Raw genomic sequence first — 12,687 nt, forward strand, 5'->3', positions numbered from 1 at the left:
CCCTCGAAAAATGGCCGTCACGATAACCGAATTGACCCGGCGTGTACTTCCGTGGCTGCGTTTTGGTCGAATGCTTTTGCGATGGGCGGAGCCGTCGAAGGGGCACGATGCAGTGCCGCTTGTGGCGCCCGGATTCCGATGTGTAGGATCGGCCGCCATGCATATCCTTCATCAACCTGTCTCTCGTCTGGTGGCTGCGCTGCTTCTGGCGCTGCCTGTTTCCGCCGTTTCCGCCGCTGCCGCGAAGGCGCCGCCCGAGCCGGCCACGCTTTACGCAGGCGCTACCGTCATCGACGGCACGGGTGCCGAGCCCCGACCCGACCAGGACATCCTGGTGCGCGGCGAGCGGATCGTGGCCGTGGGACCGCATGGCACGCTCGCGGGCTCGCACGACGCTGGCGTCCACACGGTGGATCTGCACGGCAGCTACGTGATTCCCGGACTGATCGACAGCCACGTGCACCTGGCGACGCCGCCCAACGCCAAGCGCGCGCAGGCCATCCTTCGGCGCAACCTGTACGCCGGCGTGACTGCCGTGCGCGACATGGCCGACGACCTGCGCTCCAGCGGCGAGCTGACGCGCGAGGCGCGTACCGGCGAAATTCCTTCGCCCGACATCTACTACGCCGCCGTCATGGCGGGCCCCGAGTTTTTCGCCGACCCGCGCGTGGCGGCGGCGAGCTATGGCGTCACCCCGGGCCAGAGCCCGTGGATGCAGTCCATCGACGAGAAAACCGACCTGCGTGAAGCCGTGACGCTGGCGCGTGGTACCTCGGCGACAGCCATCAAGGTGTATGCCGACCTGCCGCCGGATCTGGTGAAGAACATCACGGCCGAGGCGCATCGCCAGCACATCATGGTGTGGGCGCACAGCGCGGTGTTTCCCACAAGGCCGACGGACGTGATCAACGCCGGTGTCGACGTGGTCAGCCACGCCTGTTACCTGGCGTATCAGCTTGAACCGGTGATGCTGAAGAACTACGAGGACCACACGCCATTCCACGACGCGCTGCTGGCGCCGACGGGTGACGATCCCACCATTGCCGGCCTTTATCGCGACATGGTGAAGCACGGCACCATCCTCGACGCCACCGGCTGGCTGTTCGTGAAATACGACGCCGAGCGCAAGGCGCATCCGGAACGCAAGCCGTTGCGCTGCACGGGTCCTACGACGATTCGACTGGTGCGTCAGGCCTGGCAGGCCGGTGTGCCCATTTCCACCGGTACCGACAGTGATGGCGGCTACAAGGGCGTATGGCCGTCCGTTTACGACGAGATCGATTTCCTCGCGCACGACGTGGGCATGCCTTCCCTGCAGGTGATTCGCTCGGCGACGCTGGTGGGCGCCCAGGCTGCGGGCCAGGCAAAAGACATGGGCTCCATCGAAGCCGGCAAGCTGGCGAACTTTGCCGTGCTTTCCGCCGATCCGGTGAAGGACATCGACAACCTGCGCAGCATCCGCCTGACGGTGAAGCGCGGACATGAATATCCGCGCAGCCACTACAAGCCGATCACGAAAGAGGAAATGGGAGATGACGACGACGATTGACCGGCGCACGTTCCTCACCGGCATGACATGGGCGGCAGCGGTTTCGATGCTGCCGTGGGAAGCACGCGGCGCATCGCCAAAGGGCGCGGGTATGGCAGACAGCGGCATCATCATCAATGCACTCGGCGGCCTGGATGATCCCAACCGAGGGTCGGACGCGCTGGTGCCCGAGTTCTCGCCACGCGTCCTGGCCGAAGCGCATGCCTCGGGCCTTACGGCGGTGAACATCACGCTGGGTTATGTCTCCGGTCCGGATGACCCGTTCGAAGCCAGCGTGCGCGACATTGCCGCCACCGATGCATTGGTGCGTGAGCACGAACGCGATGTGATGAAAATCCTCACGGCTGCCGACATCCGCCGCGCCAAGGCCGAGAACAAGATCGGCCTGATCTACGGCTTCCAGAATGGCGCGATGATGGGCAACGACGCCAAGCGCGTGGACATCTTCGCGGACCTTGGCGTGCGCGTCTTCCAGCTCACCTACAATCCGGCGAATCAGCTCGGCGACGGTTCCATGGCCAAGGAAAACCGCGGGCTCACGCCGTTCGGTCGCGAAGTGGTGGCGCAGCTCAATGCGCGCCACGTGATGGTGGACCTGTCGCACAGTGGCGAGCAGACCTGCCTGGAAGCTGCACGCGTATCCAAGGCTCCCATCTCGATCAATCACACGGGTTGTCGCGCGGTGACCAATCTGCCGCGCAACAAGACCGATGCCGAACTGCGGCTGGTGGCGGAGAAGGGCGGCTTCATCGGCATCTATTTCATGCCCTTCGTCAACCCGACGGGCCACGCGCGTGCGGAGGATGTGGTTGCCCACATCGATCACGCGGTGAACGTGTGCGGTGAAGATCACGTCGGTATCGGCACCGACGGCACGGTGACGCAGATCGACGATCTGCAGGCGTACCAGGCCATGCTGGCGAAGGAAATCGCACAGCGCCAGGCACAGGGCATCAGCGCGGCAGGCGAGGGGCCGGATACCTATCCGTTCGTGGTCGACCTGCGTGGCCCGCAGCAGTTCCACAAGCTGCAACAGCTGCTGGCGCAGAAGGGCTACAGCAGCGCACGGATCGAGAAGATCCTCGGACTGAATTTCCTTTCCTTCGCGCAGACGGTGTGGGGTGGTTGAAGGGGGGGCGTCGACTGGCGCAGCCGCGTTTCAATCACGCCACACCCTTCGATCCAACCTCACCGTCATTCCCGCGAAGGCGGGAATCCAGCGTCTTTGCTTTGTATGCAACTCCAGAGAAAAGGCACTCGATTCCCGCTTTCGCGGGAATGACGGTGGAGAGGTTCGAGCGGCGGGGGAAATGCGAATGACCAGGGAGTCGTGGCGCATCCAGGTGGCATGCCCCTTGGCGTAACCGCCCTGGCGAGGTAGAACGATCTGCCCATCCCCACCCCCAGGGAAACCCATGACGTCACCTGTCCCCACCGATGCCGAGCTCACGGCGCTTGCCGAGCAGGTGGCCGCTGCCGCACAGCAGCGCAACCTGATGGTGGTTACCGCCGAATCGTGCACTGGCGGCTGGATTGCCAAGGCGCTGACCGATCTGCCGGGTAGTTCCGCGTGGTTCGACGCGGGTGTCGTCACCTACAGCTACGGGGCCAAGGAGGCCTTGCTGGGCGTGAATCACCGGACGCTGGAGCGTACCGGGGCGGTCAGCGAGGAGACCGCGCTGGAAATGGTGTCCGGCGCGCTGGCCCGCTTCGGCGCGGGCATGGCCGTGGCCGTGACGGGTATTGCCGGTCCCAGCGGCGGCACGCCCGACAAACCCGTGGGCACGGTCTGGATCGGCTGGAAGCGCCGCGGCGGCTACGCCCAGGCCACCCTGTTCCATTTCGATGGCGACCGCGAAGCCGTGCGCCGCCAGACCGTGGCGGCGGCGCTCACGGGTGTCATCAAAGCGCTGACGGACTGAGCAGGCATTGCCCACTGGCTGGCTTGACCGGTGTGGGATACTCGTACATCTCAGCTCACAGATCGCAGCCCGTGAGATCAGCCACGGGCATCATGCTTTCCACTTCACTGCCACTCCGGGATTCAAGACGATGGATGACAACAAGCGCAAGGCGCTCACTTCCGCCCTCGGCCAGATCGAAAAGCAGTTCGGCAAGGGTGCCGTCATGCGCCTGGGCGACCGCACCGATGACGCCATCGACACCGTTTCCACTGGCTCGCTGGGCCTGGATATCGCCCTGGGCGTGGGCGGCCTGCCGCGCGGCCGCGTCGTCGAAATCTATGGTCCGGAATCCTCGGGCAAGACCACGCTGACCCTGCAGGTCATCGCCAACTGCCAGAAGAACGGCGGCACGGCAGCCTTCGTGGACGCCGAGCACGCACTCGATCCCACCTACGCGGCCAAGCTGGGCGTGAACGTGGACGACCTGCTGGTCTCCCAGCCCGACACCGGCGAACAGGCGCTGGAAATCGCCGACATGCTGGTGCGCTCGGGCGCCGTGGACGTGGTGGTGGTCGACTCGGTCGCCGCGCTCACGCCCAAGGCCGAAATCGAAGGCGAAATGGGTGATTCTCACGTGGGTCTGCATGCCCGCCTGATGAGCCAGGCGCTGCGCAAGCTCACCGCCAACATCAAGAAGTCCAACTGCCTGGTGATCTTCATCAACCAGATCCGCATGAAGATCGGCGTGATGTTCGGCAGCCCGGAAACCACCACGGGTGGTAACGCGCTGAAGTTCTACGCCTCGGTGCGCCTGGATATCCGTCGCATTGGCGCGGTGAAGAAGGGCGAGGAAGTCATCGGTTCGGAAACCCGCGTCAAGGTGGTCAAGAACAAGGTGGCACCGCCGTTCCGCCAGGCCGAGTTCGAAATCCTCTACGGCGAGGGCTCCTCGCGCGAAGGCGAAATCATCGAGCTGGGCGTGGCGCAGAACCTGATCGACAAGTCCGGCGCGTGGTACAGCTACAAGGGCGACCGCATTGGCCAGGGCAAGGAAAACGTTCGCCAGTTCCTGCGCGACAACCCGGCCATCGCCAACGAAGTCGACGCCGAACTGCGCGCCCGCCTGCTGGTGTCCAACGGCAACTCGCCGCTGCCGTCGGTGGAAACCGAGGAAGCCTGATCGGTGCCGGGCGCCCGCCGACACGGTTCGGTAGGCGTCCCGTTCCATACGAGTGAAGGGTGGCCAAGGCCACCCTGCTGAAGGCAAGGCCCTACTTCACCCATGCCGCGAGAACCCGGTGACAAACCCAAGACCTCGGCCTACGACCGGGCCCTGGGCTTGCTTGCGCGCCGTGAGCATTCCCGCCGCGAGCTGAAGCTCAAGCTGAGGCAGAAGGGTTACGAGGGCGAGGAAGCCGGCGAGGCCATCGATCGCCTGGGCGAGCAGCATTACCAGGACGACGAACGGTTCGCGGGCTCGCTGATCCGCAGCCGCGTGGCCCAGGGCTACGGACCCATGCGGGTCAGGGCTGAATTGAAAAGCCACGGCCTGTCCGATGCGCGCATTCGCGCCTTGCTGGACGAGGCCGGCATCGATTGGCAGGCCAGCGCCCTGGCCCAGGTTCGGCGTCGTTTTGGCGGCGGATCGCCACCGGATCGCGACGAAAAGGCACGCAGGGCGCAATTCCTCTTGCGTCGGGGCTTTCCCGCCGCCACAGTACGGAATGTTACCCACGCCGACGTGGACGACGCAGCCGACGACGAAGCCTGACCTCCCCGCTGTTGGGGTAGATGGTCGTCGCTCAGGCGGCGCTCCGGCGTGACCCTCTCCGCCAGGTCTTCCCCAGCCGCATGAAAACTGCCGACATCCGCTCGACCTTCCTCGACTATTTCCGTTCGAAAGGGCACACCATCGTGCCGTCCAGTTCGCTGGTGCCGTCCAGCGACCCGACGCTGTTGTTCACCAACTCGGGCATGGTGCAGTTCAAGAACGTGTTCCTCGGCAGTGAAAAGCTGTCGTACGTGCGCGCAGCCGACGTGCAGCGCTGCCTGCGTGCCGGCGGCAAGCATAACGATCTGGACGCCGTCGGCTACACCGCGCGCCATCACACCTTCTTCGAAATGTTGGGCAACTGGTCGTTTGGCGACTACTTCAAGCGCGACGCCATCGTGTACGCATGGGAGTTGCTGACGGGCGTGTTCAAGCTGCCGAAGGACAAGTTGTGGGTCACGGTGTATCACACCGACGACGAAGCCTTCGACATCTGGAACAAGGAAGTCGGCGTGCCGGCCGAGCGCATCGTGCGCATCGGCGACAACAAGGGCGCGCCGTACGCGTCGGACAATTTCTGGCAGATGGCCGACACCGGCCCTTGTGGTCCGTGCACGGAAATCTTCTTCGATCACGGCGAGGACATCGCCGGCGGTCCGCCGGGTTCGCCCGATGAAGATGGCGATCGCTACATCGAAATCTGGAACCTGGTGTTCATGCAGTTCGACCGCGCGCCCGACGGTACGCTGTCGCCGCTGCCGGCGCCGTGCGTGGATACCGGCATGGGCCTGGAGCGCCTCGCTGCCGTGCTTCAGCACGTGCATTCCAATTACGAGATCGACCTGTTCGAGCACCTGATCAAGGTCGCCGCTCAGCTCACCAGCACGACGGATCTGGCCAACAAGTCGCTGCGCGTGATCGCCGATCACATCCGCGCGTGCTCGTTCCTGATCGTCGATGGCGTGCTGCCGTCGAATGAAGGTCGCGGCTATGTGCTTCGTCGCATCATTCGTCGCGCGCTGCGCCACGGCTGGATGCTCGGCGTGCGCGGCGACTTCTTCTGGAAGATGGTGCAGCCGCTGGTGGAGGAGATGGGCGAGGCCTATCCGGAACTCGCGCAGAAGCAGGCGTTTGTCGAAGACGCGCTGCGTACCGAAGAGCGTCGCTTTGGCGAAACGCTGGAAAACGGCATGCGCCTGTTCGATGCCGTGGCGGCCAAGTCCAACGGCGTCATTCCCGGCGCGGATGCGTTCCGCCTGTACGACACCTACGGTTTCCCGATCGACCTGACCGCCGACATCGCGCGCGAGCGTGGCCTGACGGTGGACATGGACGGCTTCGAGCAGTCCATGCAGGAACAGCAGAACCGCAGCCGCGAAGGCGGCAAGTTCGAAGCCAAGGGCCAGATGCCCGCCGAGCTGGCCAGCCAGCTGCAGCCGACCCAATTCCTGGGCTATGACGCGCTCACCAGCCAGGGCAGCAAGGTGGTGGGCATCGTGCGTGGCGGCAAGCAGTTCGATGCGCTGGCCGACGGCGAGGAAGGTTTTGTCATCCTCGATCGCACGCCGTTCTATGCCGAGTCCGGCGGCCAGATGGGTGACACGGGCGTGCTCGCGAGCACGGCCGGTTCGTTCCACGTGGCTGACACGCTGAAGATGGGTGGCGTGTTCTTCGGACATGCCGGTCGCTGGCAGGGCAGGCAGGCGTTGCGCGTGGGCGATGTGGTGGAAGCCAACGTCGACGGCTCGCGCCGCCAGGCCATCGTGCTCAATCACTCGGCTACGCACTTGCTGCATGCCGCGCTGCGCAAGGTGCTGGGTGAGCACGTGACGCAGAAGGGCTCGCTGGTGGCGCCGGAGCGCCTGCGTTTCGACTTCTCCCATTTCAAGCCGATGAGCGCGGAAGAACTGCGCGACATCGAGGCCATGGTGAATGCCGAAGTGCGCCGCAACGAGGCCGCCGAAGTGCATCACATGGGCTACAACGACGCGATCGAATTTGGTGCGATGGCGCTGTTCGGCGAAAAGTACGGCGACGAAGTGCGCGTGCTGAAGATGGGTGGTTTCTCCACGGAGCTGTGCGGTGGCACGCATGTGGGCCGCACCGGTGACATCGGCCTGTTCAAGATCGTCAGCGAGGCGGGTGTGGCGTCGGGCGTGCGCCGTATCGAAGCTGTTACAGGTGCGGGTGCCCTGGCGTACGTAGCCGATGAGGAACGCCGCTTGAGCGAGTTCGCGCAGCTGTTGTCGTCCAACGGTGACGAGGCTGTGGAAAAACTGCGCCAGCTCTTCGACAAGCAGAAAAAGCTGGAGCGTGAACTGGAATCGCTGCGCGCCAAGGCCGCGGGTTCCGCCACGGCCGACCTGGCTTCCACGGCGCGGAACGTCGACGGCATCAAGGTCGTCGCCGCGCGCCTGGAAGGCCTGGATGCCAAGGCCCTGCGCGATGCCATGGACCAGCTCAAGCGGCAGCTGGCGGACTGCGTGGTGCTGCTGGCTGGCGCTGCCGATGGCCGCGTGTCGCTGGTGGCGGGCGTCAATGGCAAGGCACTGGGCCGCGTGAAGGCCGGCGACATCGTGGCCCACGTGGCCAGCCAGATCGACGGCAAGGGCGGCGGGCGTCCGGACATGGCCCAGGGTGGCGGTAACGACACCCCGGAATTGCCCGGCATCCTGGACGGTTTGGCCGGCTGGATCGGTGAGCGGTTGGCGTCCTGACAAGGTCAACCGCATGGAGTCCGTTGGCGTTTACGCATTGCGCTGCCATCGGACGCTCGGCTAGTATCCAAGCACTGCCGACACCGATGGTTGCGCCGGTGTCGCTCGACATGGCATCACAGGGGATGCCTCGTCTGTGTAACCGGGGAAGGCGGTAGGGCCTTCGGCGGTAGCATCGTCGAAATGTCCAGGCGGTAAGGCTCAGGGGTGAGGCAAAACCGTCTGTTGGCCTGTGACCAAAGTATTCATGGAGTGGCAAACATGTTGATTCTGACCCGCAGGGTCGGTGAAACCTTGATGATCGGTGACGAGGTGACCGTTACCGTTCTCGGCGTCAAGGGCAACCAGGTGCGCATTGGTATTAACGCGCCCAAGAACGTTGCCGTGCATCGCGAAGAGATCTATCAACGGATCAAGAACGAGCACGAGCCGGATGGCACTGCCTCCGGCGGTACTGGCGAACACTGACAGGCAATAAACGCTTTACCTCGAGCGCGCCGGTTAGTATCCTTGCCGGCTCCGCAGAGATGCGGACAAAAAACGGAGAGATGCCCGAGAGGCCGAAGGGGCTCCCCTGCTAAGGGAGTATAGGGTCAAAAGCCTTATCGAGGGTTCGAATCCCTCTCTCTCCGCCAGATACGCAAAAAGCCCCGCAAGGGGCTTTTTGCGTATCTGGCGGAGAGAGGTGGTGGACGAACGCTCCGGTTCGACAAAATTGTCAGGAACAATTTTGGACAGCCGAAGGCTGGCCCCGAAGCGCATCGCGCGTAGGGGTGAGGCCCATGGATGGGCCGAACAATCCCGACCTCCACGCGAACGCGGCATTCAACAAAGCCCTTCGCCGGGCTTTTTGCGTATCTGGCGGAGAGAGGTGTGGACGAACGCTCCGGTTCGACAACATTGTCAGGAACTAGTTGGACAGCCGCAGGCTGGCCCCGAAGCGCATCGCGCGTAGGGGTCAGGCCCATGGATGGGCCGAACAATCCCGACCTCCACGCCAACGCGCCATTCAACAAAGCCCCATCGCCGGGCTTTTTGCGCATCTGGCAGAGAGAGGGGTGTGGATGAACGCTCCGGTTCGACAAAATTGTCAGGAACTAGTTGGATAGCCGAAGGCTGGGCCAAACAATCCCCGACCTCACGCCAACGCGGCATTCAATAAAGCCCTTCGTCGGCTTTTTTGCGTATCTGGCCGAGAAAGGCGATGCCCAACCCCACATCACCGCCCTGAACCCCAACAAACTTGCGCCCGCATCCGCGTACAACCTTGCGCCAACTCATGCGTTATTTCTCCCGGGAGCCATCAACCGGGAGCTGCGCCATGGAAAACCTCGACCACCGCCGTCATGCGTTATCGCCACGCAACCGCGTGATGCATTCGCTGATCGCTGTCCTTGCGCTCGCCACGGCGACAGCACTTCCGTTGAATGCCAGCGCGGGCGTTTCCGTGGGCATCGGCGTTTCCGTGGGTGTGGCGCCGCCCCCGTTGCCGATCTATGCACAGCCACCCATTCCCGCGCCGGGCTACATCTGGACGCCTGGCTATTGGGCATGGGACGGCGCTGGCTATTACTGGGTGCCGGGCACATGGATCCTGCCGCCCTATGTCGGTGCGTTGTGGACGCCGGGTTATTGGGGCTGGGCCGGTGGCGTGTATGTCTTCCACGGCGGTTACTGGGGCCCGCACGTAGGCTTTTACGGCGGCATCAATTACGGCTACGGATATGGTGGTGTCGGCTACGCCGGCGGCTATTGGCACAACGGCGGGTTCTACTACAACCGCTCGGTCAACCACATCGACAACGTGCACATCACCAATGTGTACAACCGCACGGTGGTGAACAACGGCCCGATGAATCGCGCCAGCTTCAACGGCGGGCAGGGCGGCGTCGCAGCACATCCCACGCCGCAGGAAGCAAGTTTTGCAAACGAACGGCACATGGCACCGGTCGCGGCACAGGAACAACAGCGCACGATGGCCAGCCAGAACCAGGGGATGCGCGCCTCGTTCAATCACGGTGCGCCTGCGGTGGCCGCTACGCCGCGCGCGGGTGAGTTCAATGCCGTATCGCACGGCCCGACCGGGCAACCCACGCCGGCTGCTGTAAGTGCACAGCGAACGAACGCGCCGGCGCAGGCCCCGCATGACGCCATGGCGTTGCATTCGGCAGGCTTTGCGCCGCATAACGCGGGAGGCGCGAATGTGGCCAACGGGGCGCACACCAACGGCTATTCGCCAGCGGCCAGCCATGCCAATTACACGCGCGGCCCGGCATCGGCGGGCGGTGGATATCATGCTGCTACCAGCCACACGCAGCCGACCTATGCCGCGCATGCGCCTGCTTCGGCGTCGGCTTATCACCCACACGCTGCACCGGCTCCGCATCCGGCCGCAGCGCCGCATGCACAGTCGCACGCACAGGCAGCGCCGCATGGCGGGGGCGAGCATCGCTGATTAGCAGCAACGGCGGGCAGCGTCGACTGCCCGCCGCTTTGAGCAAGGGGACAAGGGGAGCAGTCGCTGTCCACTAGAATGCCGTCGTCCCGTCGTGGACGGCGCGCACCGGAGTGCACGCCACACCATCATCGAATCAAGGAGAGGGGGAACCGATGTTGAAGCGAATCGTTCTGCTGGCGATGCTTGCCGTTTCCGGCAATGCCATGGCATCGAAAGACCTGAGCAATATCCCGCTGGAGTGGACGCCTACGCAGAGTTTCGCGGAGTTCGGTGCCATCGACTTGAATGGCATCGGCGATGTGAAAGTGCAATTCAATGCGTTTACCGACGCGCGCAAGAATCCCGCGTTGATTGCCGAAAATCACGAGAAGGAACCGGTGCGCCAGGTAACCACGAAGGACAACGTGGCTGCGTTCGTCACCGATCACGTGAAGGACACTTTCAGCAAGGCGGGCATCAAGGTGGTCGACAACGGCGGCGACGTCATCGTGTCAGGCGAAGTGCGCGACTTCTTCGTCAACGAGACCGATCAGTACGTGGGCAATGTCACCGTCTATATCACCCTGACCAACGCATCGGGCAAGGTGTTGTGGCAGGGCGTGGCCGGTGGTGGGGCGACCAACTTCGGCCGCTCGTACAAGGCGGACAACCACTACGAAACCTTGTCCAATGCCGTGCTGAAGCTGAGCAACAGCATGCTCAACAGCCCCGGTTTCCACGGAGCGCTGCAATCGCATTGATGGTTGTGAAAGGACATCACCCGCTGTGCGCGGCGGGTGATGTCAGTGCAGGGCGAGGCCTTGCAATTCGACGCCTTCGGGCGTGACACGCAACACGGAGCCTTGCTCGTACCAGTCGCCGAGCACGATGCGTTCAGCCGGCTGGCCGTCCAGATCGAAGCGATGGATGGCAGGGCGATGCGTGTGCCCGTGGATCAATCGCGTCACGCCGGCGTTGCGCATGGTGCCCGCCACGGCGTCCGCATTGACGTCCATGATGGTTTCCATGGTGCTGCCAGTGTGTGCCTTGCTGTCCGCGCGGGCCTTAGCGGCGAAGGCACGTCGCGCATCCAGCGGCATGGCCATGATCTGAGCCTTCCACTCCGGTGTGCGTACCTGCTTGCGGATCGCCTGATAGGCAACGTCGTCGGTGCACAGCACATCGCCGTGCATCAGCAGCGTGGGGCGGCCATAAAGTTCATGGACGGTGCCGTCGTCGAGCAGCGTGAATCCCGCGCGGTCGGCAAACGCCTGGCCGAGCAGGAAGTCGCGGTTGCCGACAATGAAATAGACCGGTACGCCGTGATCGCTCAGCGCCTTGGTGGCCTGTGCGATGCGGGTCGGCAGTGCCGCGTCGTCGTCATCCCCGATCCACGCCTCGACCAGGTCGCCAAGGATGTACACCGCGTCGGCGGAGCGAGCCTCGTCGCTGGCGAGATACGTTTCGAACAGCTGCGTGATTTCCGGGCGGCTGTCGTCCAGGTGAAGATCGGCAATGAACAGCGTTGCCATGGTGCCTTAGCCCTTCTTGCCCGCGGGCTTCTTGGCGGGCTCCGGGGCAGGGCTGGCTGGCGTTTGCGCCGGGGCGGGCGTCGCCGGCTCCTCGCCAACGACGTTGGCCGTGTCGATCACCACCAGCGGATTGGGCACGTCGCCAGCGAACGGCCCGAGGCCGCGCGTCGGCAGGGCGGCGCTCTTGTCCACCACGTCCATGCCCTTGATCACCTTGCCGAACACGGCGTAACCCCAGGTGAGGCCGCTCTGGTTGCCCACGAAATCGAGCCGGCGGTTATCGACCAGGTTGAAGAAGAATTGCGCCGTGCCGGAGTTGGGGTCCGCGCCGCGCGCCACGGCTACCGTGCCGCGCAGGTTGGACAGGCCATTGTCGGCTTCGCTGGTGATGGCCGAACGCGTGCGCTTGGCCTGCAGGTCGCGGGTATAGAGGCCACCCTGCACCAGGTAGCCCGGAATGGCGCGATGGAACACCGTGCCGCTGTAGAAGCCGTCACGCACGTACTGGAGGAAGTTGGCCACGCTCTTGGGCGACTTATCCGGATACAGCTCCAGCGTGATGTCGCCCTGCGAGGTGTGCAGCACCACCTCCGGGTGCGCCACCGCGGCAGGTGCTGTCGCGGCGGGCTTGGCGGCCTGGGCGAGAAGCGCGGATGACGGAAGCAACAGGAGCGCAGCGAGAAGGAATCGGGACATGGCAGGTCGGGCGGCGTGTGGCATCAGGACATGATACGCGGCGGAGCCGGCTTGTGGCCGGGCGCGTGGGCGCCCGTACCG

Annotated in this window: 12 protein-coding genes and 1 tRNA gene; 10 read left to right on the forward strand and 3 right to left on the reverse strand. The window is 64.2% G+C overall.

All coding sequences use genetic code 11. The features are described 5' to 3' along the window. Positions 1 to 157: 157 nt before the first annotated feature. The 8 genes from DK366_RS13680 to DK366_RS13720 all read left to right on the forward strand — a co-directional run bounded on the left by DK366_RS13680 (position 158) and on the right by DK366_RS13720 (position 8,576). Complete coding sequence (locus tag DK366_RS13680) at positions 158 to 1,549, forward strand: amidohydrolase family protein (RefSeq protein ID WP_109126113.1); 1,392 nt, start codon at positions 158 to 160, stop codon at positions 1,547 to 1,549. After that, positions 1,533 to 2,678, forward strand: coding sequence for a membrane dipeptidase (locus DK366_RS13685; protein WP_232821045.1), 1,146 nt, complete (start codon positions 1,533 to 1,535; stop codon positions 2,676 to 2,678). Before DK366_RS13680 ends, DK366_RS13685 begins: the two co-directional genes overlap by 17 nt. A gap of 286 nt (positions 2,679 to 2,964) precedes the next feature. Further along, positions 2,965 to 3,471, forward strand: coding sequence for a CinA family protein (locus DK366_RS13695; RefSeq protein WP_109126114.1), 507 nt, complete (start codon positions 2,965 to 2,967; stop codon positions 3,469 to 3,471). A 130-nt stretch (positions 3,472 to 3,601) separates the two neighbouring features. After that, positions 3,602 to 4,633: a recombinase RecA gene (gene recA / locus DK366_RS13700; protein WP_109126115.1), complete on the forward strand. Its 1,032-nt coding sequence runs from the start codon at positions 3,602 to 3,604 to the stop codon at positions 4,631 to 4,633. A gap of 102 nt (positions 4,634 to 4,735) precedes the next feature. Continuing rightward, positions 4,736 to 5,224, forward strand: coding sequence for a regulatory protein RecX (locus DK366_RS13705; RefSeq protein ID WP_109126116.1), 489 nt, complete (start codon positions 4,736 to 4,738; stop codon positions 5,222 to 5,224). Between the two features lie 80 nt (positions 5,225 to 5,304). Beyond that, the gene (gene alaS, locus DK366_RS13710; protein ID WP_109126117.1) at positions 5,305 to 7,941 is read left to right on the forward strand and encodes an alanine--tRNA ligase; all 2,637 of its coding nucleotides are present in this window, start codon (positions 5,305 to 5,307) and stop codon (positions 7,939 to 7,941) included. 261 nt (positions 7,942 to 8,202) lie between these two features. Next, positions 8,203 to 8,409, forward strand: a complete 207-nt coding sequence (gene csrA, locus DK366_RS13715) for a carbon storage regulator CsrA (RefSeq protein ID WP_046971859.1) — start codon at positions 8,203 to 8,205, stop codon at positions 8,407 to 8,409. A 74-nt stretch (positions 8,410 to 8,483) separates the two neighbouring features. Further along, positions 8,484 to 8,576 (forward strand) — tRNA-Ser (locus tag DK366_RS13720). A 520-nt stretch (positions 8,577 to 9,096) separates the two neighbouring features. Here the strand turns inward: DK366_RS13720 and DK366_RS21690 are convergent. Beyond that, positions 9,097 to 9,222, reverse strand: coding sequence for a hypothetical protein (locus DK366_RS21690; protein WP_255412601.1), 126 nt, complete (start codon positions 9,220 to 9,222; stop codon positions 9,097 to 9,099). 40 nt (positions 9,223 to 9,262) lie between these two features. On the opposite strand from DK366_RS21690, the gene DK366_RS13725 reads away from it, so the two are divergent. Together DK366_RS13725 and DK366_RS13730 are read left to right on the forward strand one after the other, a co-directional pair. Continuing rightward, a complete protein-coding gene (locus tag DK366_RS13725; protein ID WP_198651560.1) occupies positions 9,263 to 10,396 on the forward strand; it encodes a YXWGXW repeat-containing protein in 1,134 nt (377 codons plus the stop codon). 155 nt (positions 10,397 to 10,551) lie between these two features. After that, positions 10,552 to 11,139 (forward strand): DUF4136 domain-containing protein, encoded by a 588-nt coding sequence (locus DK366_RS13730; protein WP_109126118.1) that lies wholly within the window; start codon positions 10,552 to 10,554, stop codon positions 11,137 to 11,139. Positions 11,140 to 11,181: 42 nt separating this feature from the next. Here the strand turns inward: DK366_RS13730 and lpxH are convergent, their stop codons facing one another. Together lpxH and DK366_RS13740 are read right to left on the reverse strand one after the other, a co-directional pair. Continuing rightward, a complete protein-coding gene (gene lpxH, locus DK366_RS13735) occupies positions 11,182 to 11,910 on the reverse strand; it encodes a UDP-2,3-diacylglucosamine diphosphatase (protein WP_109126119.1) in 729 nt (242 codons plus the stop codon). A 6-nt stretch (positions 11,911 to 11,916) separates the two neighbouring features. Continuing rightward, positions 11,917 to 12,606, reverse strand: coding sequence for a peptidylprolyl isomerase (locus tag DK366_RS13740; RefSeq protein WP_109126120.1), 690 nt, complete (start codon positions 12,604 to 12,606; stop codon positions 11,917 to 11,919). Between the last annotated feature and the right edge of the window lie 81 nt (positions 12,607 to 12,687).

Source organism: Dyella sp. C11 (assembly GCF_003121485.1).
GTDB lineage: Bacteria > Pseudomonadota > Gammaproteobacteria > Xanthomonadales > Rhodanobacteraceae > Dyella.